Here is a 21,936-nt window from a genome sequence, read left to right on the forward strand (position 1 = left end):
GACGTGTATCGGGGTGGTGAGTTACTCGAGTACGCGATGACGTGGCGGCACTGGGGTGGTGGGCATGCGGAGGAGATTTTCGTCCAGTTCGGAATCTCCTCCGCTCAGTACTTCACAAGACTCGAACTCATCTTGCGGGAGGGCCACTATCGGTGTCCACCTCGAGTTCGGCTCGAGCTCCTGGAGCTGTGTCGACGCAAACTCGAAATACCCGGGTAGCCACAATATTCGAACCGACCCTGTGCGGTCTGTCCGTGCCGGTCGACCGGTGGTACCGGGTCGAGACGCCAGGCCCTGCAGCAACGATCGAACGATATCTCTCTCGATTCCGAATTCACTGATCACTGTCGGGCCGCGGATGGCGTGCTGAATTCATGAGGGGAACGGTGAGAACCAACGCCGTACCTCCGAGTGCCTGATACCAGTGCAGCGACTCGCCGAGGAAGACGATGCCGATGGAAAGTCCGATCGCGGGGGACAGCAATGTCGACATCGATGCTCGCGATGGCCCCCATGCCTGGACCACGTTCAGACTCCACATCACACCGAAACCGGTCCCGATCAAACCCAATATCACGAGGCTTGCCACGACGCTGAGGCTGAATCGCGCCTCGCCCAGCGAAATCCAAGGTGTCGCGGCCAACATGACAACCGTCGCTACGCAGAACTCCAACAATGCCAGAAATGATGCCGAGATCGAGATCTGGTTCAACAGTCTGCGTGTATATGCGAAGCTGAAGCCGATGGACACGGCGGCTGAAAGGCATGCGACACTTCCCCACAAATCCGCACCGCCACTGCCGTTCCATGGCGCGAGCAGGGTCGCTATGCCCGCGATTCCAACCAATAGTCCGATGATTTGGACGACTGACAACTTCTCGACGCGAAACAGGATGGTTGAGAAGAGAACGGCCGCAATCGGTACGAATGACATGTACATCGTTGCCAGGCCGGTAGGAATGCTCTGCTGAGACCATGATAAGAGAAAGAAGGGGACAACCAAATTCAGCATCGCCAGAATCGATATTTGAAACCAAACATACGCCTGCTTCGGAATGTCGAACCTCGACGCAAGTGGTACCACGAGAAGCATTGCGACACAACCGAGAAGAATCCGAAACCATGAAACTTGACCAAAGGAGAGTCCCGTCAATGCGACGGAGATGAAGAAGAACCCGGTACCGCCGACAAAGCACACTCCGGTAAACTGCGCGGAGACAAACATGCTGCTCTTCCTCATGTGCACAGTGTTCGCTCTCTGATCCTGGCCGCACCGTATGCCTATGATGTTTGCTGCGCAAATATTGCAAAGTTCGGCTTTTTTTGATTTTCCTAACGGTCTCGCTCGACCAATCCTGCCTCAGCTGCGCGGGGAACTCAAATGATAATTACGAGCACGAATTATTCGTTGCGCGTATGAATGTTGCGTCACGTCAGCGCCGCGATGTCTATCGAAAAGTTCGAGGGTTCTTCACTCGGAACCGCCGGAACCCGCTGCCGTGAACAATACCGCAGCGTCCAGTCTCGAACGAACCTCGAGTTTACGGAGAATGTTCGCTACATGAAATTTCACGGTGTTTACGCTGATGAAAAACTCCGCAGCTATTTCCGGATTGCTCCTGCCTGCCACGATCTGCCTCAGGATGTCATGCTCGCGATTGCTCAACGCAGCGAGCGAAGGCGAGTCATCTGCAAGACCTGCAGGTCGACGGGACACGATCATTTCACGGACTCCATCCGGGCTTCTGGATCACGTTCGGCCGCACGACCTCACGCATTGTTGCACTCAGTGCAGTAATCACTGTCTGTCATGGTAGGCCAACTCGAGGGCGTCGTGCAGAGGATTTTCATGCTTCCGTCGAGAACCCCCATCAACCATTGATGCCCTTCCTGGCTCGTTGGCATCCGTCGGTCCTCGCAGCCGACCCCGCTCGAGACGAGCAAACGGGGTCGTGGAACCGACGGATGATCTGAATACGTCCGCCGTATATGCCACTTCGGAAAAATGCATTGGACAGTGTTGTGGGTGGGGGGTCTACTGGTTGTTGTAGTGACCGACGCCACTTTTGTGGGGTGGGTTGTCGTGTGAGGCGGATTGCTTCATTCATCGAATCGATGCCTTGTGTGGGCTGGGAGTACGGAGAAGATCAATGGCTGGTCGCGTCGAAGGCAAAGTTGCGTTCATCACCGGAGCTGCTCGTGGACAGGGGCGTTCGCATGCGCTTCGGTTGGCGGCGGAGGGTGCTGACATCATTGCGGTGGATATTTGTGCGAATACCGGAATCGATTATGTCCCTTCCACTTCGGAGGATCTCGCTGAGACGGTGCGTCAGATCGAAGGGCTCGGGCGGCGTGTACATGCCACTCGTGCGGATGTGCGTGATTACGACCAGTTGAAGGCGGCGGTCGATGCCGGGGTCTCGGAGCTGGGGCATGTGGATATCGTCTGTGCGAATGCCGGCATCCTGACGATGGGTCCGTCTCATGAACAGTCGGAGCAGGAGTGGCAGAACATGATCGGCACCAATCTCACCGGGGTGTGGCATACCACGAAGGCGGCGACCTCTCATCTGATCGATCAGGGGTCGGGTGGTTCGATCATCATCACCAGTTCGTTGATGGGCTTGAAGGGTGCGGCGGGAGCTGCCTCGTACGCGGCTGCCAAGTGGGGCGTCACCGGCCTGGCGAAGTCGCTCGCTCATGAACTCGCGCCACATCGGGTGCGGGTGAACACTATTCATCCGACCAATGTGCGTACTCCGATGCTCGACAGTGAGATGATCAGGAAGGCCTTCAGGCCCGATCTGGAGAACCCGACGTTCGACGATGCTGCAGAGGTGTATGCGGCTCCGAATATCTGGCCCCTTCCGTGGGTGGAAACGAGCGATATCTCGAACGCGGTGCTCTATCTCGCCTCGGACGAAGCCCGGTACGTCACCGGTATCGCATTGCCCGTCGATCTCGGTGCCAGCGCAAAATAAACTGCGCTGGACGCGCGACGGAGTCGCGCAGCCCCAGTCCGCCACGTGGACCGAAGTCGGAGCCGTTCTGTCGGCCGTGAACACAGATGGAATTTTCATGCCAGCAAATGCGACATTGTCTCCGACTCTGGAGGCTTGGCGGTGGCAACTCGAAGCCCAATGTCGAACGATGCCGATCTCGATGTTCTATCCGGACGCCGAATGTCAGTGGACCAATCTCGCCAGTGCTGAATCGGCTGCCAAAGCTGTGTGTGTGCAGTGTCCTGTCCGAGCGGATTGTTTGGCACACGCTATGACGTACGGCGAACCGGATGGAATATGGGGCGGACTCACGCACCGGGAACGACGGCGACGTACGAGGAACGCCTGACAGAGCTCGTCGGTACAGCCGAAATGACTCGACACTGCCTACCGGTCGTCGTCACCGGTATCGCGTTGCCTGTCGATCTCGGTGCCAGTGCAAAATGCACTGCGCTGGAAGTGAATTCACCATCGGCCGTAGGGTCACATCCTGCTTCGGGTCCTCGCCACGGCTGCGTCCATATCGGTGAGTGAATCTCGTGCTTTCAGGTAGTCCGGGATTCTCGAGGGCAGGGTGGCGGCCAACCCGTCTCGAAGTTCGACAGCGTTCAGATCTCGACAATACGTCGGCGTGCCCGGCTGTTGCCGCCACGACTGATCGAGCGTTCCTCCGTCGACAGGATCGAACCCGAGTAGGTCGACCAGGTCGAACACGATCTTCTTGTCCTCGGATTCGGCACCGGCCACCGCCAGGCCGACTCGGCTTGCCGGGTCGGCCGACCCTTTGTACTTCAGGCTGGGTGCCGAAATGTTGTTGAACACCTTGTAGACCGGACGACCGAGTCGGAATGTCACCCACTCACTGTCTGCGGTACCGGTATCCAATGCATCGATGCGGCCGTCCCGAACGGGGTAGTAGTTACAGGTGTCGATCACGATCGGTACCGACCCCAGTGTCTTCAGCAGATTCGGCGACAGGCGATCGACGGATTTCATCGGAATGGTGAGCACGACGAGGTCCACGTCTTTCGCCGCCGATGACGCCCACATCGGTCTGATGCGCGAGTCGTCGTCGAAATCCGTCAATGTATCGGGGTCGGAAGAATGTGCGATTCTCACCGAGTTTCCTGTGCCCGCCAACGCGCGGGCCAGGGTTCCGCCGATGAGCCCGGCCCCGATTATTCCGATGTCCATGTGGCTTGCTGCCCTTACTTCCGCTCGTGATCCGCCGATTCCGGAGATCCAGTGTTGCCGTATATGCGAGAAACGGGTCAGGTGGCCGATCGCAGAGCGACGAGTTGCCCAGTCTGTTCCATGATTCTGTCGCCGTCGCTGTCCAGTCGCGATGTGATCGTGACCAGCGACTGCGCCTCCGATCGAGGTTCGACCGCGACGACCTCCACCGTCCCGTGCAATGTCATGCCCGGCGTGACGGGGCGGAAGAGTCTCAATCCGGTGCTGCCGCGTCCCGCCACTATAGCGAAGTTGCGAAGCATGGTGCGTGCAGTCATGGACTGGATCATCGCCTGCGTGTACACGCCACTGGCGCACAGCATTCCGAGAGGAGAACGTTCTGCTCGTGGCCTGTCGAGATGGAAGTCGAGAGGATCCCACCGCTGCGCGAAAGCGACCATATCGTCTTCGGTGGCAGTCACCGATCCGAGATCGATGATCTGGCCGATCTCGAGGTCATCAGCGGTGCGGCGCGGACCCTGCCGAAAGGCGTGGCCGTCGGTGACCACGTCGAGTGCGAGGGTCAGGAGCATTCCCCGGTGACCGTCGGCGGGCAACCGGACTGTCACGCGGTGGCTCGGTGACGTGTTTGCGGCTCGAGATAATCGGTGGCGCAGGGTTGCGGGATCGTCGATATCGGCCGCTGTGATGTCGACATCGGGGTACCGGGAGGACGCGTTCAGTCGTCGCGCGGCGGCGGCCGGCAGCCCGTCGAGAATTCTGTCGCCGCGGCCGTGTCGTGTCACGACGGTCAGTGATCTGGTTGCCCCGAGAGCCAACAGCACGGCGATCGTCGGGTCGACGACGACGTGGCCGAATCCGAGTCGTTCGAGTGTCGCCGCGTAGTCGGCTGGATCCTCGCAGTAGTGGGGCATGACGACACCGACTCGTTCGATCAGCGCCACGTCGACAACACGTCCTCCGATGTCAGCGCGGCCGCCGGGGTCGAGGAGATGACGGTGGGAGTTCGGTCGAACCGCGGTGCCGGCGCAGGCTGTCTGATGCCGTCGACGTCGAGGTAGGTTGCGCGATAGCGCAAATGGGGATGCTCGCCCGCCTCGGTGAGCGAGAGAACCGGAGCCACGCACGCATCGGAGTCGGAGAAGACGCCGTCCCACTCGTCTCGGGTGCGGGTGGCGAACGCGTTCGCGATGCGCTGCTTCATTTTCGGCCATCTGGACGGGTCGGCGCGGTCGCTCTCGTCCGCCTCCAGCGGTAAGAGCCGGCAGAACTCGGCGAAGAACTTCGGCTCGAGGGCACCTACCGCCATCCATCGATGATCACTGGTCTCGTATATGTCGTACCAGGGCCGTCCACCGTCGAGAAGGTTCGTTCCTCGGTCGGTGGACCACGATCCCGCGGCGACCAGGCCGTGCAACAGCGTCGTCAGCGAGGCGGCACCGTCGATGATGGCCGCGTCGACAACCTGCCCTTTGCCTGACCTCTGTGTCTCCCACAGTGCAGCGAGAAGTCCGGACACCAGGTACATCGAGCCGCCGCCGAAGTCGCCCAGCAAATTCACGGGCATGACCGGCGGGCCGTCCGCGGAGCCGATGGCGTGAAGCGCGCCGGACAGGGCCAAGTAGGTGATGTCGTGCCCGGCGGTATGGGCCAGTGGACCGTCCTGTCCCCAACCGGTCATCCGTCCGTACACGAGCTTGGGGTTCTGGGCCCAGCACTCCTCGGGGCCAACCCCCAGTCGTTCGGCGACACCGGGTCGGTTGCCCTCGATGAGTATGTCGGCGTGTGCGATCACGGCGAGTGCCTCGGAACGCCCTGTCGGAGTGCGCAGATCGATGGCCAGTGTGCGTCGCCCACGGCGAAGAAGGTCGTAACGAGCAGCTATCGGGGTGTCCAGAACTGGACGGTCGATCCGAACGACATCGGCTCCCATGTCCGCGAGAATCATCGCCGCGAACGGGCCGGGGCCGATCCCGGCGAGCTCGACCACCCGCAGGCCGGCCAGTGGACCACTGGAATTCGGATCGCTCATGCGTACAGACCGTCGATCCGGTCGGCGTACTTCGTGGTGATGGACCGGCGACGCAGCTTCATGGTCGGAGTGAGCTCGTCACCGCCGACCGGCCAGTCTTCGGTGAGCAGCGTCCAGGCGCGAACCCGTTCGACCTCGGACAGCTGCTCGTTCGCGCGGTCGATCTGGGCCTGCAGCGCCGCACGAACAGCTGCGTTGTCGGCAAGCTCGTGGACGGAGGTGCCCGGTTCGATGTCGTTGTTCTTCTGGAAGACCTCCAGTCCTTCTGGGTCCAGAGTGATCAATGCGGTCACGAACGGTCTGGAATCACCGAAGGCGACCACCTGTCCGACGAGGGTTCCGGAGTTCTTGATCCTCGACTCGATCTTGACGGGCGACATGTTCTTGCCGTTGGAGTTGATGATGAGTTCCTTCTTGCGGTCCACCATCCGTAGTTGACCGAGTTCGTTGAGCACGCCGATGTCACCGGTCTTGTACCAACCGTCTTCGTCGAACGCAGCTTCCGTGGCACCGGGATCATTGCGATAACGAGTCATCATTCCGGTGCCACGCAGGAGAACCTCGCCGTCGTCGGCCAGCTTGATTTCCATCCCGGGACTGGCGCACCCGGCGTAGCCGACTCGGTAGGGCTGCTGCAGCCGTCCCAGGGCGGTGGGGCCTCCGCTTTCGGTCAACCCGTAGCCTTCGCGCGCCGAGAGTCCGAGGCCGAGGAAGAAGGCCATCAGATCCACGGTCACGGGTGCTGCGCCTACGCCGGCGTATTCGACGCCGTCCAGCCCGACCGAGGCGAGGATCTCGCGCCGGGTCTCACCGGTGGCCCGCCACTCGCGGCGCACCGCGTCGGTCAGCGGAGTGCCACTCTGCTCGGCAGCGAACACTTCGCTCCCCAACTCGACCGCCCGACGCATCTGTGCGCGGCGGGTCGGGTCCTCTTCCAGCGCGATGTTGCGTTCGATGGTCGCCTTGAACCGTTCCAGGCTGCGGGGAGTCATGAACACATAGGCCGGTCGCACCTCGATGTAGTACCGGGAGAGTTGACGCACGTCGTCACAGAACGTCACGCAGTGCCCCTGCACGATGGGGAGGAAATACGTGACCACTCGCTCGGCGGCATGTGCCAGTGGAAACGCAGACAGGAGACGACGGCCCGGGGCGACCGGGGCGACGGTGCGGTAGACGTCGGCGCACGCGAGGGCAGACCGATGCGAGAGTTCGACTCCTTTCGGAGTGCCGGTCGTTCCCGATGTGTAGATGACGTGGCAGATGTCCTCGGAATCGACGGTGCGCCAGGACTGCTCGAAATCGAAGTCCGGCCCAGGTCCGCGCTGGAGGAAGGACGCAGGACTGTGCAGAACGACCCCGGCTATGGGCTCTAGTTCGGTTGTGTCGCAGTCGAACACGACTAAGTGTCGCAGTTCGAGGCCGTGGTTCAGCACAGCGGCGCGAATCGCCGGGACGAAGGCGGCCTGGGTGACGAGGAGTTCTGCGCCGGCGTCGGCCACGACGTAGGCCATGTCAGCCGGCGGCATGGTGTTGTAGATGCTGGTCGATGCGGCACCCAGGTGGATCGACGCCAAGTCGGCGATGAGGTGCTCGGGCCGATTGACCATCAACAGGGCGACGCTGCCGTGTCGGCGCACACCGATACCGTGCATCGCTGCCGACCACGCGCGGACCTCGTCCTGGACCTGAGACCACGTCAGACGCGTGCTGTCGTCGACCGTCCGGTATGCGACAGCATCGGGGAACCTCTCGACGGTGCGATCGAATGCCGCAGGGACCGAAACAATTCCGTCGATCCCCGATACGTCGGTCTCTGCTGGGTAACCCAGGTCAGTCGCTGTCTCGGCCATTCGAAACCTCTCTTCTCGCCCGGCGCCTGTGCGCCACTGCGGACTGCCGACGCTGCGTCGGCAGTGCATCCGGCGGTGTGGTGCGAGCCACAGTACGACAAGATATTCAAAATGTCGAGTATCAAGTTCTTGAGTAAAATCTTGCGCGGCCACGTCCGCGGCGAGCTCGCAGTCCATGTCGTCGAATCCACCTTCTGGTTCAATGGCATCGGCAGGTGGATTCTGCGGACAGCGCACGTGGAGGACAGACGGGCGGGACGGAAGCGAGAACGATGATCGAGAACTCTGACGCGGTCGATGGCGGAGTCGGTCCGTTGAGCGCCTATCGTGAAGCTGTCGACGCCAAATACGGGGCCGGTTCCCGGTACGGGGTCGCCTTGCATTTGATGCGCGTCGAACGGCATGTCGGTGCGACCATCGAATCGGTATTGCGCCAGTACAAGCTCAGTCGTCCGCAGTGGTCGGTGCTGACTATCCTGCACCTTGCGCCCGCTACGCGAATTCCGTTGGGGCGGATAGCGACTGCGCTCCAAGTGCATGGCACCATCATCACGAACGCGGTCGATCGACTGGCCGTGCTCGGCTTGGCCGAACGAGTTGTCGATCCGGGCGATCGACGTTCGGTGCTGGCGATCATCACCGACGACGGTGAGCGCTGTGTCGATGACATCATGACGAAGCTGGCCGAGCAGCAATTCGGCTTGAAGGAGTTGGCGGCCAGGGACATCGGGACTCTGAGTCGAATCCTGAACACCGTGTGTCCCGAGGAGTGATCCAGCGGAAGAGGATGACCATGGCAGTCGCGGACCATTCCACGTCGGTGACCGACGGGCACCCCGAGAGGGCGGAGCTCGCGGCGCGGATCCGAACCCTGCTGGACGCGGTCGTGTGCGTCGAGATGGACCGCGAGGCGTTCGTGGAAGCTGGGGCGCTCGTGGAGAAAGCATGTGCTGCGCTCGGCCCGCCGCCGTCGGTCACCGATCATCGGCGAGAGATGGAGCGAGGCATGCGGATGTCGATCAATCCGTATGACTCGTCGGGGAACCCGATCGCCCCACCGCTACACGTGACATCGAACGTCGGCGGGAGCTACGAAGCGGACTTCTCGCTGTCCGTCGCATACGAAGGCCCTCCCGGCCGCGTCCATGGGGGCGTCGTCGCGGGAATTCTCGATCACGCTTGCGGTTTCGCCGTACGCAGTCTCGGGATCGCTGCACTGTCGGTCTCACTGCAGGTCGATCTCGAAGATGCCACGCCGTACGGGGAACCGTTGACGGTTCGAACCCGTGTCGCCGAACGTGACGGTCGCAAGTTGTGGGTCACGGGTGAGGTGGCCACGGCGGCCGATCATGTGACCGCCAGGTGTCGCACATTGATGCTCGCGCTGCGAAAATAATCAACATGTTGAATATCGTTGTATTGACAAAATTGGAGTGTGGTTACACACTGATGGCATGACCACTGCAACGCACGAGGACTCGACCGGAGCATCGCAGCCGGTGCACACGTCCTCGAACCCGGCAGTCGGCACGTACGACGAGGCCGTTGCGCACGTCGGTCGACGCAGCCCGACGTATGTCGCCGACGTTCCGGTCGGCGAGGGATCCGTCGCGATGTTCTGCGCCATGATCGAGGATGCGAACCCGATCTACTGGGATCGTGAACTCGCGCAACAGATCTTCGGGGGACCGGTTGCGCCGCCCGCACTGGTCCAGGGCACGGTCCTTCCGCTCCCGTGGCGGCCCGACGGTGCCCGCAGTCAGAATCTCGCCGTGTTCCAGGTGCCGCTACCCGGCCGTACGCTGATCAACGTCAGCACGGACGCGGTGTACCACCGCCCGTTCTTCGCCGGTGAGGTCATCTCCTATCACGACGAGGTCGTCGACATCTCACCCGAGCGCACCACCCGCCTGGGCACCGGGCACTTCGTCACCACTGTTTTCCGCTACGTCGATGCCGAAGGACGGCCGATAGCCGACATCGAGAACGTCATGTTTCGATTCGGTGAGGCGGACCGATGACGCACGGCGCTACCGGTCTCGGATCGTACGAAGCCTGGGCAGAGCTCCAGGCAGGGACGGTGCTGCCGTCCGTCACCCTCGAGGTCACCGAGCAGACGGTGATCCTCGTCCCGGTGTCGACGTGGGATCTGTTCCCCGGGCATCACTCGCCGGCCTACGCGCGCAGCCAAGGGCAGCCGGACATGTACCTGAACACCATCGCGTTGCAGGGGTTCGTCGACCGTGCGATCACCGACCACCTCGGACCCGATGCGTGGGTTCGCAGGCGGAAGATCGCCATGGTCGATTCCGTGTATCCGGGGGACGAGATCCGCGGTACAGCAACAATTCTCGCTGTCCGACGGGGCGGCGAAAGCGTCGAGGTCGACGCCACTGTCGAAGTGTCGACCGATCGCGGAGTCGCAGTCCGAGCCGAGTCGACCACACATCGCTACCGATCACAGTGAATTCCTGATCGCCGCCAGCAGGCACCCAGCCAGAAATCGAACATCGACGTACGCCCCTGCGTTGCGCCGCTACGAAAGTGAGCAGTCATGAGTGAGAACCTCGAAGCTATCCGCCAGATCTGCACCGACATCGCCAAGCGAGTCGACCGGAAGTACATGGCAGAGCAGGGACGCAAGAACGAACCCGCCACCAAACTGATGGACCTGTGGGCGGAGACGGGACTGCTCGGCATCGCCCTTCCCGAGGAGTTCGGCGGAATCGGTGGCGATATGACCGATCTCGCCAGTGCGATCGATTGGCTCGGCCAGGACGGTCTATTTCTCGGCAACGTCGTTCCGAACTTCATGTCGCGCATCCCGCTGGTCAAGTACGGCACCGACGCGCAGAAGAAGACGCTGTTGCCGGGCACCGCGTCGGGAGATGTGTTGTTCTCCTTCGCAATCACCGAGCCGGACGCGGGTACGAACACGTTCAAGATTCGATCGACTGCCATCGAGCAGGAGGACGGTTCGTACGTGCTCAACGGAACGAAGCACTACATCACGGGATTCGCTGATTCCACCCACTGCCTCGTGGTCGCGCGAACCCAGCCCTACGATGCCGAGAACCGGACTCGCGGCATTTCGCTGTTTCTCATCGATCCGAAATCCGACGGGATCTCCGCCACGCAGATGGACCTCGGTATCCATCTCGCCGAGCGCAACTACGTCGTGAACTTCGACGGGGTCTCGCTGCCGGCGGACAGCATGCTGGGCTCGGATGGCAAGGGGCTCAACGTGATGTTCGACTGCCTCAATCCCGAGCGCATGATGGTCACCGCAGCGAACATCGGTCAGGCCGAGTACGTCCTGAAACGAGCGGTCGATCATGCCAACACGCGAGCGCCGTTCGACACACCGATCGGCGCTTACCAGTCCGTGCAGCACCCGATGGCGATAGCGAAGGTCAATATCGAGGCCGCACGCGCGCTTCTCTACAAGGCCACGGAACTGTACTCCGCGGGCGGCGAAGTGGGACTCGATGCCAACATGGCCAAGTACCTCTCCAGCGTCGCCTACAGTCAGGCAGCGAACGCTGCCGCCACGGTCTTCGGTGGTGGATTCGCCGACATGGGGCAGGACATCATTCCGTTCTTCCTGCAGGCCAAGCTCAACGAGGTTGCGCCGGTGAACAACAACATCGTATTGAGTCACATCGCGCAAAATGCGTTGAACCTCCCCAAGTCCTACTGACAGGTCGAGTCCTCGATGCCCACCGACGTGACGTTCCCGTTGCGCAATGCCCCCGCCATCGCGGCCGCAGTCGAACTACGACCCGGACGCTACCCCGATATCGGAACACATCAGCTCTACCGGAACGTCATCTCGGCACTGATCGCTGAGGCCGGAATCTCGGTCGACCGGATCGACGGCCTGTTGGCTCCTCCGCGCGAGATGGGTGGACCACACCCGGACACGTTCTTTCACGAGAAACTGGTGGAGGAACTCGACATCACCGCGCGTTTCGCGATGATGATCAATGCAGGCGGAGCCACGTACGGCTACATGGTCCAGCAGGCGTCATTGGCCATCTCCGCGGGTATGGCGGACGCCGTGATCTGCGTCGGCGCAGGGAAATTCGAGAAGATGGCACCGGACGTTGCCGCGCAGATGGTGCGCAACGCGTGCCAGGAGGATTTCGAGTTCCTCCACGGCGCGGTCATCCCAGGCCTCTACGCGCAATATGCCACCCGGTACATGTACGACACCGGGACGACTGCCGAGGATCTGGCCGCGGTGTCCGTTGCCGCACGGGCATGGGCGTTGCGTAACCCCGACGCGATCACCCACAGCAAAGGTCCGATCACTGTCGACGAGGTCCTCGCGTCACGCATGATCGCGAGTCCATTCCACTACCTCGACTGTTCGATCCCCTGTGACGGCGGAGGAGCAGTGCTGGTGGCATCGGGCGATCTGGCACGAGAAATCACCGACCAACCCGCCTACGTCCTCGGTTTCGGACAACATCACGGCCACGGATACGTCAGCCAGAGCCCGGACCTCCGGATCGCCGGTATCGCGGAGTCCGGTCGCGCGGCATTCGCCATGAGTGGGCGCACCCCCCAGGACATCGACCACGCCCAGCTGTACGACGCGTTCTCCTTCGCGCCGCTCGTCCAGCTCGAACACCTGGGTTTCGCCGAATCCGGTAGTGCCGGAGACTGGTTCAGGTCCGGCCGTACCTCGCCCGGCGGAGATTTTCCGGTGAACACCTACGGCGGACTCATCGGATACGGGCACAGCGGGGACGCGTCCGGGATGTCGATGATCGTCGAGGGGGCCAACCAGGTGATGGGTAAAGCCACCGATCGCCAGGTGGCTGCCGACACCGCGCTGATCCACGCCTACGGAGGCATGATGGCCGAACATTCCACCCTCGTCCTCGGTCGGGAGAGCTCATGACCGAGGACGTCAACGAGCACCGTCCCATTCCTCGAGGAGATGCGTTCGCCGCACCGTATTGGGACGCCCTGCGGGAAGGACAGTTCGTGTTGCCGCGGCTGGTGACAGGCGAATTCATCTCTCCGACAAGGGCGATCCCGGCCGCCGAAGTAGAGTGGGTACCCGCTCCCCGAAGCGGCACCATCGCGTCGTTCTCCTGGGTGCACATTCAGCCGTCACCCGGTTATGTGGAACAACTCCCGTACGTCCTGGCGACGGTTCGTCTCGATGCCGGGCCCCAGCTGATGTGCAATATCGTGGCGACCGCGCCCGATGACGTGGCCATCGGCCGGCGGGTGGAACTGGTCACCGAGCGACGTGCGGAGGGCTGGGTGGTTGCCCAGTTCACGGTCGTATGAGCACGGGCGTGCGCACGGTTTCCGACGGAGTCGAAGGAGAGGACGAGATGGAGAACCCCACTGACACTCGGTTGTCGGACGCGCTCACCGAACTGCTCGATTCTCGGTGGAGCTGCCGTGCCTACCTGCCCGAGCAGGTTCCGCACGAGACCATCGTGCAGATCCTCGACACAGCACAACGGTCGGCGTCATGGTGCAACACCCAACCCTGGCAGGTCATAGTCACCGAAGGCGACGGCACCGAGCGATTCCGAACTGCCCTGTCCGCGCATGCCGCAGACAAGGGCGGCGACATGCAGCCGGATGTCCCGATGCCGGCCGAGTGCACGGGCGTGCACCTGGATCGACGGCGGGAGAGTGGCTGGCAGCTCTACGAAGCTCTCGGCATCGGGCGGGGAGACCGTGCGGCATCGGCGCGACAGGCGCAGAAGAACTTCGAGCTCTTCGGAGCCCCACATTGCGCTGTCATCACCGTCGACGCCGCTCAAGGAGCGTACGGCGCACTGGATACCGGTCTCTATGTCGCCCACTTCCTGCTCGCAGCGCAGAGCCGCGGGGTGTCCGCGATACCGCAAGCCGCTCTGGCCACCTACTCACCGTTCGTTCGCGAGTACTTCGACATCCCATCCGATCGCGCAGTGCTACTCGGTATCTCGTTCGGCTGGGCCGACCGTGGTCATCCTGCGAACTCGTATCGCACGCGACGCGCGGGCATCGAACAGGTCGTCCAATGGAGTACCCGTTGACACCGCCGGACGTGGAGCGAGACTGAATTGAGCCGATAGGCACTACTGTTCGACGATCTTCCAGCTCAGCGGTACGCCGCGTCGACGGCCTCGTCTCGCTCATGTTGTGCAGGCGCGAAGAGCCGATCGAGGTGATAGGCCACCACCTCAGCGGCATGTTCGTCCGTGTAGTGGCCGATGAGGATGCCGGTCCCGAGGCCGTTGACCAGCGCCACCAACCTCACGGCCTCGGTGTGAGCATCGCGGTCGGGAGCAATCTCGTTCGCGGCGAGTGCGCCCTCGAGCACCTCGATGAGCTCGCTCTCGAGCCTGTCGACACCGCTGATGAACGGTTGCTCCGCGATCTGAGGGTTCGTCATCGCCAAGACGGCGTAGGACATGCTCAGTTGGTGAAATACCCGGCTGGATTCGTCGGTGGGGAGGGCCTCGGACACGAACGCTTCGATTACCGATCGCGCCGGGAGCGGCTGCGGGATGTCGGCCAGCCGCTGAGCCCAGCGTTCGTGACTGCAGCGCTCGAGATGGCGTAGCGCACCGACGAGGAGTTGCTCTTTGCTGACGAAGTAGTACTGGACCAGACGCAGAGAGACACCGGCCTCGGCGGCGACCGATCGCATCGTGACGGCATGCAAACCGTCCCGAGTGGCCGCGCGAACCAGTGCCTCTGCAATCTGAGTGCGACGTGCAGTGTGGTCGGGCGTGCGCGGCACGGTTCGCTCCTACGTCGTTCGATCGTTGGTAATTCAACCGTATCGGGTACGAGCGTTCACCCGCTACCTGTCCGGGTGTCGACTGCCGGCGTGGCGCTCGGAAGGGGAGCGCCGGTCGCTGGGCTCCGAATGTGTTCTGCGCGAGCCGTTTATCGCGGGTCGAACAACTTTGCCGCACAATACGATCCGTGGGTGCACTGCTGCCGGCTGCCACAGTGGATCTCCGCGGACCCGAAGTATGATACAAACGTATCAACGACGGTGTCACGAGGAGCGGAACTATGCACGATGGCGCGACGGCGGCTGACGGTGAGCGCTCGCGTCGTGCATCGACCGCCCTCACACTGTCGGTGGTCTGTGCCGCGCAATTCATGGTGGTACTGGACATTTCCGTAGTGAACGTGGCATTGCCGTCGATCGAGGACTCCCTCGGTTTCGAAGACGGTGGTCTGCAGTGGGTCGTCAACGCATACGCGCTCACGTTTGCTGGATTCCTGCTCCTGGGCGGCAGACTCGGGGACCTGGCGGGCCGGCGGCGAGTTTTCTTGGTGGGTCTCGCTGCTTTCTCGGCCGCCAGCCTCGCCGGAGGCCTGGCCGACTCGGCCGGCACCCTGGTGGCGGCACGGGCGGTCCAGGGACTGGGTGCTGCGATTCTGGCACCGACAACGCTGGCGATATTGACGGCGTCGTTTCCAGAAGGGCCTCGTCGAACTCGTGCACTCGCCACCTGGACCGCAGTGGGTATTGCAGGGGGAACAGCAGGGAACTTGGTGGGAGGTGTTCTCACGGAGTATCTTTCGTGGCGATCGACGTTGCTCGTCAATGTGCCCGTCGGACTTGCTGCCGTTGTGCTGACAGTCCGACACCTCAGGGCCGACCGGCCTACTCCGCCGCGACCACGCCTGGACGCCAGCGGGGCAGTTGTGGCCACTGCCGGTCTGGGCGTTCTCGCGTACGGAATAACGCAGGCAGCCGGTAGCGGATGGGGTGCCCGGTCGACCGTGCTCTGCATCTCGACCGGGGTACTGCTGCTGATCATGTTCGTGGTGCTCGAAGCGAGGTTCGCGAGTTCGCCGCTGATACCTCTGCGGATCTTCGGCAATCGTTCGGTCGCAGCAGGCAACGTGGCGATGCTCTTCGCCGGCGCGTGTCTGAACCCTATGTGGTACTTCCTGACCCTCACGATGCAGAACATCCTGGGCTACAGCCCAGTTCAGACCGGTCTGGCTTTCTTGCCACACACGATCGTGGCGATTGCCGTCGGAGCCGGTGCCGCGCCGTGGTTGATGAGCCGTGTCGATGGCCGCGTGCTCATCGCAGGAGGTGCACTGCTGGCCGCGGCTGGTTTCTGGTTGCAGGCCCAATTGACGAGCGGCAGTAGCTATGCGGCAGGAATCCTGTTGCCTGCCATCGTGTTCAGTATCGGTAGTGGCATGCTGAACACTCCGCTCACTGCGTCGGTCAACTCGGGTATCGCGCCGGAAGATGCCGGCGCAGCGTCAGGGGTGATGAATACGACCAAGCAAGTCGGAGGTGCCCTTGGCCTGGCGGCGTTGGTCACCTACGCCGCGGCCAGCGGCAACGACAAGGCAGCCTTGCTGAATTCGTACAACCGTGCCTTTTACGCCATTGCTGCCATCATGATCTTGACCGCGGCGGTTGCGTTGGCGCTCCCTGCGCACAGAGACCGCAGCGAATAATTCTGGCCAGTGTGTCCCGGTGTTACGGCTTGGTCCCGACCAGCTTCTTCAGAACGGTTGTTCTTGCTCGATAGAAGCTCGAACGGGGCCGAGATTCGTCGCTGCCAGACGAAGTGTCATCGTTGTTCGCGCACGTTATCGCACGAGTTGGACCATGAGGAGTGGATCGAATGCGGACACTGGGGCTCATCGGCGGAATGAGCTGGGTCAGCACGGCCGAGTATTACCGGCTGATCAACGAGATGGTCGCCGACAGGCTCGAGGGCTTGCACTCTGCGCACATCGTTCTCGAATCCGTCGACTTCGGTGAGATCGAAGCGCTCAAGCTCGAGGGTAGGTGGGACGAGATCGGTGCCAGGCTCGTCTCAGCGGCCCGCCGGCTCGAAACGGCAGGGGCCGACGCGATCGTATTGTGTACCAACACGATGCACTACGTCGCGCCGCGGATCGAAGAGGCGATCCACGTGCCCTTTCTGCACATCGGCGACACCACGGCCGAGGCTGTGGCAGAGCATGGTCTATCGAAGGTCGGTCTGTTGGCCACCGCGTTCACGATGGAAGAGTCCTTCTATCGCGAACGCTTCTCGGCTCGCGGGGTGCAATTGGTGATTCCGGACGCCGCGGGCCGCGCGGCGGTCAGCAGCATCATCTACGACGAACTGTGTCACAACATCGTCAAGGAGCAATCGCGTGACACCTACCTCGAGGTGGTCGACGAACTCATCGACGCGGGATGTGAAGGCATTGTCCTCGGATGCACCGAAGTCGAACTGTTGATAAAGCCGGATGACCTCGCCGTACCAACTTTTCCCACCACACGTTTGCATGCCCGAGCGGCGGTGGACTTTGCGTTGCCCGCGGCCACCGAGTGTCGAATGAGGGATCGACAGAGCTGAATGGGCTGGAGTGCGGGTGGCCTCGTCTCGCGCAACCCCGCGGTGGGACGCGGGCACCCTGTTACGGCGTCGCCGTTCGCTCGTGACCGGTACCCGAGCGCCACATCTGGTCGCTCGGTAGACCCACGAACGACAGCAGTCGCGTGAGGAGTTCATCCCGCCACACGAGCGATGACCAGGAGTGGTCTGCACCGGCGATCGCTGTGAATGTCGCTCGCGGCAACAACTCTGCGTAGCGGCGTCCGTACCGGAGCGGCACGATCTGGTCTGCGTCGCCGTGGACGATGTCGACGGGGCCGTCGTATCCGGCCGCCGCCGTGTACACGTCGAGGTCATTGCAGATGTCATCGAAGAATGCTTGTCCGAGCCACATGCCACCGAAATCGAAGCCGCCGTTCTGCGCGACGGAATCGAGAGGCCGGCCTTGGATCTCGTGCTTGACGGCGATGTCGTCGACGACCACGCCTGCAGGTGACCACAGGGTGAGGCCGGCGACATGTTCGGGGGCGGTCGCGGCTGCCATTGCTGCTTCCACTGCACCGAGGCTGTGAGCGACGACGTGAACCGGCGCGTATCGGTCGGCAGCGAACGCGCGGATCATGGTCGAGACCTGCTCGACCTCGTCGCGCAGGGTGATGTCCTGAAACTCGCCGTCGCTCACTCCTTGCCCGAGACGGTCGTAGGCGCGGACGACCGCTCCCGCCCCGGCGAGGCGTCGGGCGATCTGAACGAAGAGCCGTTGTGGTCCGATGCTGGACTCGCCGAAGCCGTGCACGATCAGAACGGACGGTGCTGCGTCTTCGACCACGGCCGGCCGGTACTCGTTGCCGCGAATCAGCTGACCGCCGTGGGAGATCGACACCGGGGCCATGCGAGGGTTCTGGATGTTCATCTCAGTTGCTCCGGTCGGCGAAGCCTGCCGGAAGGTCGGCGGGCGCGGTGTCGACGACGGTGTCGTCGTCGATTCCCACGAACTCGAACAGCGTGATGTGCGCGAACTCGGGAACTACATAGATCGGATAGGTGGGGCCTCGATCGCGGAACCGGCGCATCTCGTCGAGGTGGTCGTTCTGGAACAGGACGGTTCTGGATCCGTCGAGTTCCACCCAGTGAGGGAAGAAGATGGTGCCGTGCACAACGCGGTCCTCGGGAACGACATTCACCACGACGCTCGTGCCGGTGGGCTCGTTCCACGAGATCTTGTAAACGCCGCGGCCGAGTGCGACGAGGTCGACTTCCTGTCCCTTGACCCATCGGCCCCCGACCATTCCGGAGTGAATTCGGTAGTCGATGGTGGTGGCGTTCTTGACGTACATCTCGTACTGCCACCCGTTGGCGTAGGTGTAGATGAATCGATGGCCGACGATCGAATCCAGGGCCTGTTCGGGGGCGGGGTCGGCAACGCTGGTGTGAATGCTCATGACTCCATGATCGCCGAGAAATGCGTTTGTTGCAAACCTAAATATGAGACTGAGTAGTCTGGCTCGGTGGACGATTCCGACAGCACAGCCGGCCTTGCCGATATCGCCCGCCGCCTGAGCGAGGAGATAGGACCCTTCCGGCGCGTACTGCTCAACTCCTCCCGCTCGCGCGCCGGACTCAAAGCCTTGCCCGACGCGCAGATCGAGATCCTGCGAAGGCTCTTCCCGGACAAGTGGGAGGGCCCGACTGTGCTCGGGCGTCAGCTGGGGTTGGCTCGTCCCACGATCAGCAACCTCGTCCGAACCATGGAGTCGGACGGCCTCGTCGCTCGCCGACCCGACGAATCGGATGCGCGAAGCATGCGCGTCGGCCTCACCGATCTTGCGCGAGAACAACTTCGGGTCTACGACATCGCGGCGGAAGGGCTACTCGTGGACATACTCGGCGACCTGACGCACGCTCAGCAACGCACCTTGCGTGACGCCGTTCCGTTGCTCGGGCACATCCGCGCGAAACTGGAAACCGGCGAGTCTCGGTGAGAGTCGTTTCGGCCGATGCAGCCGACGTCGATCGCGCATCGAATCGGGTGAGAAGTCACCGCGGCGGCACTGCAGTGAACTGAACCGACGGCGTGTCCTCGTCCTGACCAGTCGTGCCCGCCAATGCCTCCAGTGCACTCGCGGCCTGGACCGCTCGGCGAAACGCGTCCACACTTTCCCGGTGACCCTCCGGTCGAGAAGCGAGAGCGATGATCGCCTGCGGGCCGTCGAGTTCGATGTATCGGACGTCGGGATTGGGAAGGTAGCGCCGTGCGGGCTCGGCGTACACCCCGACAGTCCCCGACATGGCCACTGCCGATGGAATATTCAGCGGCGAGCGCACCCGAACCCCGTATCGCGGATAGCTGCCTGCAGCCCAGGCAGCGAGGCCGGGTTGTCCGACCGGTTCGATACACGGTCGGTCGCCGAGATCATCGGGTGTCAAATGAGTTGCGCCCGCGAGGTCCGATTCGACCGGAACCACGGCGTACCGATCGATTCCCATCACGTGCTCGACCCGACGTCGAATCCGGTTGCGGCATGGGACGAGACGCCACCCTCTACCTGCTCGAGAGGGGGGTCCGCGTGACCGGCACCGACGCCTGGAGCTGGGATGCGCCCTTCGTGCACACCGCAGCCCGGTTCGCCGAAGAACACGACCCGTCCGTCATCTGGGAAGGGCATCGCGTCGGACACGACATCGGATACTGCCACCTGGAAAAGCTCAACGGACTCGAACAGCTACCCGACACGGGATTCGAAGTCTCCTGCTTCCCGGTGAAAATCCAAGCTGCCTCGGCGGGGTGGACGCGCGCAGTTGCCATCATGGACGTGTAGGCACGCTGACGGCTCGGACCGTGAACCAGATGTGGCACCGATAGTTCGGATCCGCACTGGACGTCGCTGACGGCGGCGGTCGCCGGATTCGCCCGCGCCCACAGTCGTCCTCGGTCCACCCGGTACGTTCGAGGCGTGAAACCTGCGATCACGTGGCTCGAAGAATTCGGTGCTGCACCACTGATGATCACACCGTCGCCCATGGAACAGGTCGTGCCGGGCATCGCGGTGGAGGGTCCGGTGGCCGAGTTCGGCGACGCCGTTCGTGAACTGCACCGGCAACGTCACGCGTCGGCGCAGTGATGGTGCATGCAGGTGCCGAAAGCGGAAGCGGTCGGCGGACGAGAACCGTGACCGTTGCGCTCGCAGTGACGGGCGGCGTCAGCGTGGTGCTGGCGTGGCTCGAGTTCCTCCTCATCCGTCAGCAGCTGGCGGTGGGATTGTGGGTCATCGCCGTAGCGGTGGTAGGGATATCTCTCGTGCGCTCGTCCTCAGCGGGAAAGCGTGCAGCCGTTGGCGTATCGCTCGGCACCGTCGCTGTCGTCACTCAGGTGGCATGGCTGGTGACGGGCATGCACACCCTGTGGGTCACGACCTTGGCCGCAACGATTGCGTTCGGCTTCTTCGTGCTCGCCTCGGTGTGGGCAGGACGTTCGGCGGTCTCCGCCCGTAGAGCTGCTACCGCGATCCCGGCCGGCGTCGCAGCGGCGATTGCGACGGTGGTCTCGGTCGTGATCATCGGCGTGGCAGCCGATCCGGCACCGCTGGTTCGATCGCTCCAGGCGTTGGGGAACAGTAACTCGTTCGAGCCCGACGCCCCGACATCGACGTCGGTGGTCGACGGCGCGGTTCTGACCAACGACGTCGAATACGGCTCGGCGCTTCCGAATTCGTTCCTCGACATCTATATCGCCGACGAGAATCGGTCGGTGAGTCGGCCGACGTACGTCACGGTCCACGGTGGCGGCTGGATAGTAGGGGACAAAACGGACGGTGCCCCCAGTGCAGATTCCGAGGGTGCGTCGTGGGCCGGGCCCATGCTGGACGCCGGTTACAACGTGGTGTCGGTGAACTACGCGTTCGCGCCGAAGTTCCGTTTCCCTACGCAGACAATACAACTGGGGCAGGCCATGCGGTTTCTCGAGGCGAATGCCGATCGGTACGGCCTCGACATGAGCCGCGTCGTGCTCGCCGGAACCAGTGCGGGTGGCCACATCGTGGGCAATTACGCCACTGTGCAGACCAACCCCGAGTACGCACGAGCACTGGGTATCGAACCCACCATGAATCGCAGTGCCTTGAAGGCGCTCGTGTTCGAGAGCGCCGCGCTCGATGTCGGTAGAGCGGGAGCCCCACAATCACCGAGCCCGTCCAACGGCTTCTTCTTCGACATTTCCGCCCGCAGCTACCTCGACACCACCGACCCGGCAGTGCTGGCGCAGGCGAACGTGATCGGCAATGTCACAGCAGACTTTCCACCGAGTTTCATCTCCGATGGCAACACCGGGACCTTCCCTGACCAGGCAGCCGAACTGAGCGCGAAGCTGGACAGGGTGGGAGTCGAGAATCGGCTGAATCTGTACAGCAAGAACGAGGCGAGACTCGACCATTCCTTCATGTCGGTGGATTCACGGTGGACCGACGATTACCGCCGCCTCGAGATCGAGTTTCTCCGCGGCATCGTCTGATCCACCGCTG

General features: G+C 62.6%; 26 protein-coding genes. 16 read left to right on the top strand and 10 right to left on the bottom strand.

Annotated features, from left to right (window positions below; genetic code table 11):
• Positions 1-334 precede the first annotated feature (334 nt).
• Complete coding sequence (locus tag J1M87_RS14895) at positions 335-1,240, bottom strand: DMT family transporter (protein WP_206490167.1); 906 nt, start codon at positions 1,238-1,240, stop codon at positions 335-337.
• A 231-nt stretch (positions 1,241-1,471) separates the two neighbouring features.
• Positions 1,472-1,723 (bottom strand): helix-turn-helix transcriptional regulator, encoded by a 252-nt coding sequence (locus tag J1M87_RS14900; protein ID WP_206490168.1) that lies wholly within the window; start codon positions 1,721-1,723, stop codon positions 1,472-1,474.
• Between the two features lie 427 nt (positions 1,724-2,150).
• Between J1M87_RS14900 and J1M87_RS14905 the strand changes: the two genes are divergently transcribed.
• Both J1M87_RS14905 and J1M87_RS14910 read left to right on the top strand, forming a co-directional pair.
• Entirely contained in the window at positions 2,151-2,981 is an 831-nt protein-coding gene (locus tag J1M87_RS14905; RefSeq protein ID WP_206490169.1) for a mycofactocin-coupled SDR family oxidoreductase, read from the top strand.
• 97 nt (positions 2,982-3,078) lie between these two features.
• A complete protein-coding gene (locus J1M87_RS14910; RefSeq protein WP_274610937.1) occupies positions 3,079-3,351 on the top strand; it encodes a WhiB family transcriptional regulator in 273 nt (90 codons plus the stop codon).
• A 134-nt stretch (positions 3,352-3,485) separates the two neighbouring features.
• Here J1M87_RS14910 and J1M87_RS14915 read toward each other — a convergent pair whose 3' ends face one another.
• The 4 genes from J1M87_RS14915 to J1M87_RS14930 form a co-directional block, all read right to left on the bottom strand.
• On the bottom strand, positions 3,486-4,196 hold the full coding sequence (locus tag J1M87_RS14915; RefSeq protein WP_206490171.1) for an NADPH-dependent F420 reductase: 711 nt from the start codon (positions 4,194-4,196) through the stop codon (positions 3,486-3,488).
• A gap of 77 nt (positions 4,197-4,273) precedes the next feature.
• Positions 4,274-5,140, bottom strand: coding sequence for a MaoC/PaaZ C-terminal domain-containing protein (locus J1M87_RS14920; protein WP_206490172.1), 867 nt, complete (start codon positions 5,138-5,140; stop codon positions 4,274-4,276).
• On the bottom strand, positions 5,131-6,228 hold the full coding sequence (locus J1M87_RS14925) for a CaiB/BaiF CoA-transferase family protein (protein WP_206490173.1): 1,098 nt from the start codon (positions 6,226-6,228) through the stop codon (positions 5,131-5,133). The genes J1M87_RS14920 and J1M87_RS14925 overlap by 10 nt, the downstream gene beginning before the upstream one ends.
• Positions 6,225-8,081: a long-chain fatty acid--CoA ligase gene (locus tag J1M87_RS14930; protein WP_206490174.1), complete on the bottom strand. Its 1,857-nt coding sequence runs from the start codon at positions 8,079-8,081 to the stop codon at positions 6,225-6,227. The genes J1M87_RS14925 and J1M87_RS14930 overlap by 4 nt, the downstream gene beginning before the upstream one ends.
• A 272-nt stretch (positions 8,082-8,353) precedes the next feature.
• Between J1M87_RS14930 and J1M87_RS14935 the strand changes: the two genes are divergently transcribed.
• From J1M87_RS14935 to J1M87_RS14970, 8 genes are all read left to right on the top strand, one after another.
• A complete protein-coding gene (locus J1M87_RS14935; RefSeq protein ID WP_206490175.1) occupies positions 8,354-8,854 on the top strand; it encodes a MarR family winged helix-turn-helix transcriptional regulator in 501 nt (166 codons plus the stop codon).
• Between the two features lie 20 nt (positions 8,855-8,874).
• Positions 8,875-9,477 carry a PaaI family thioesterase gene (locus tag J1M87_RS14940; protein ID WP_206490176.1) on the top strand — a complete coding sequence of 201 codons (603 nt, stop codon included), beginning with the start codon at positions 8,875-8,877 and terminating at the stop codon, positions 9,475-9,477.
• Between the two features lie 58 nt (positions 9,478-9,535).
• Positions 9,536-10,102, top strand: coding sequence for a MaoC family dehydratase N-terminal domain-containing protein (locus J1M87_RS14945; protein WP_206490177.1), 567 nt, complete (start codon positions 9,536-9,538; stop codon positions 10,100-10,102).
• Positions 10,099-10,548 carry a MaoC/PaaZ C-terminal domain-containing protein gene (locus J1M87_RS14950; RefSeq protein WP_206490178.1) on the top strand — a complete coding sequence of 150 codons (450 nt, stop codon included), beginning with the start codon at positions 10,099-10,101 and terminating at the stop codon, positions 10,546-10,548. The genes J1M87_RS14945 and J1M87_RS14950 overlap by 4 nt, the downstream gene beginning before the upstream one ends.
• A gap of 87 nt (positions 10,549-10,635) precedes the next feature.
• On the top strand, positions 10,636-11,781 hold the full coding sequence (locus J1M87_RS14955; RefSeq protein ID WP_206490179.1) for an acyl-CoA dehydrogenase family protein: 1,146 nt from the start codon (positions 10,636-10,638) through the stop codon (positions 11,779-11,781).
• 15 nt (positions 11,782-11,796) lie between these two features.
• Positions 11,797-12,990 carry a thiolase family protein gene (locus tag J1M87_RS14960; protein WP_206490180.1) on the top strand — a complete coding sequence of 398 codons (1,194 nt, stop codon included), beginning with the start codon at positions 11,797-11,799 and terminating at the stop codon, positions 12,988-12,990.
• Positions 12,987-13,388, top strand: coding sequence for a Zn-ribbon domain-containing OB-fold protein (locus J1M87_RS14965; RefSeq protein ID WP_206490181.1), 402 nt, complete (start codon positions 12,987-12,989; stop codon positions 13,386-13,388). Before J1M87_RS14960 ends, J1M87_RS14965 begins: the two co-directional genes overlap by 4 nt.
• Positions 13,389-13,435: 47 nt before the next feature.
• Entirely contained in the window at positions 13,436-14,134 is a 699-nt protein-coding gene (locus J1M87_RS14970) for a nitroreductase (RefSeq protein ID WP_206490182.1), read from the top strand.
• Between the two features lie 65 nt (positions 14,135-14,199).
• Here the strand turns inward: J1M87_RS14970 and J1M87_RS14975 are convergent, their stop codons facing one another.
• The gene (locus J1M87_RS14975) at positions 14,200-14,844 is read right to left on the bottom strand and encodes a TetR/AcrR family transcriptional regulator (RefSeq protein ID WP_206490183.1); all 645 of its coding nucleotides are present in this window, start codon (positions 14,842-14,844) and stop codon (positions 14,200-14,202) included.
• 281 nt (positions 14,845-15,125) lie between these two features.
• Between J1M87_RS14975 and J1M87_RS14980 the strand changes: the two genes are divergently transcribed.
• A complete protein-coding gene (locus J1M87_RS14980; protein WP_206490184.1) occupies positions 15,126-16,544 on the top strand; it encodes an MFS transporter in 1,419 nt (472 codons plus the stop codon).
• Positions 16,545-16,714: 170 nt separating this feature from the next.
• Positions 16,715-17,440: an aspartate/glutamate racemase family protein gene (locus J1M87_RS14985; protein WP_206490185.1), complete on the top strand. Its 726-nt coding sequence runs from the start codon at positions 16,715-16,717 to the stop codon at positions 17,438-17,440.
• Positions 17,441-17,501: 61 nt separating this feature from the next.
• Here the strand turns inward: J1M87_RS14985 and J1M87_RS14990 are convergent, their stop codons facing one another.
• Both J1M87_RS14990 and J1M87_RS14995 read right to left on the bottom strand, forming a co-directional pair.
• A complete protein-coding gene (locus tag J1M87_RS14990) occupies positions 17,502-18,332 on the bottom strand; it encodes an alpha/beta hydrolase (protein ID WP_206490186.1) in 831 nt (276 codons plus the stop codon).
• A 1-nt stretch (position 18,333) separates the two neighbouring features.
• Positions 18,334-18,861, bottom strand: coding sequence for a phenolic acid decarboxylase (locus J1M87_RS14995; protein WP_206490187.1), 528 nt, complete (start codon positions 18,859-18,861; stop codon positions 18,334-18,336).
• A 66-nt stretch (positions 18,862-18,927) separates the two neighbouring features.
• On the opposite strand from J1M87_RS14995, the gene J1M87_RS15000 reads away from it, so the two are divergent.
• Entirely contained in the window at positions 18,928-19,401 is a 474-nt protein-coding gene (locus J1M87_RS15000; protein WP_206490188.1) for a MarR family winged helix-turn-helix transcriptional regulator, read from the top strand.
• A 55-nt stretch (positions 19,402-19,456) separates the two neighbouring features.
• Here the strand turns inward: J1M87_RS15000 and J1M87_RS15005 are convergent, their stop codons facing one another.
• Complete coding sequence (locus J1M87_RS15005) at positions 19,457-19,906, bottom strand: LysR substrate-binding domain-containing protein (protein ID WP_206490675.1); 450 nt, start codon at positions 19,904-19,906, stop codon at positions 19,457-19,459.
• Here J1M87_RS15005 and J1M87_RS15010 point away from each other — a divergent pair.
• The 3 genes from J1M87_RS15010 (at position 19,840) to J1M87_RS15020 (ending at position 21,926) form a co-directional block, all read left to right on the top strand.
• Complete coding sequence (locus J1M87_RS15010; protein ID WP_374222389.1) at positions 19,840-20,238, top strand: cyclase family protein; 399 nt, start codon at positions 19,840-19,842, stop codon at positions 20,236-20,238. The two genes, J1M87_RS15005 and J1M87_RS15010, sit on opposite strands and share 67 nt — an antisense overlap.
• Before the next feature lie 135 nt (positions 20,239-20,373).
• The gene (locus tag J1M87_RS15015) at positions 20,374-20,541 is read left to right on the top strand and encodes a hypothetical protein (RefSeq protein ID WP_206490189.1); all 168 of its coding nucleotides are present in this window, start codon (positions 20,374-20,376) and stop codon (positions 20,539-20,541) included.
• A gap of 47 nt (positions 20,542-20,588) precedes the next feature.
• Positions 20,589-21,926: an alpha/beta hydrolase fold domain-containing protein gene (locus J1M87_RS15020; protein ID WP_206490190.1), complete on the top strand. Its 1,338-nt coding sequence runs from the start codon at positions 20,589-20,591 to the stop codon at positions 21,924-21,926.
• Positions 21,927-21,936 lie beyond the last annotated feature (10 nt).

Source organism: Rhodococcus sp. KRD162, assembly GCF_017168335.1.
GTDB lineage: Bacteria > Actinomycetota > Actinomycetes > Mycobacteriales > Mycobacteriaceae > Rhodococcoides.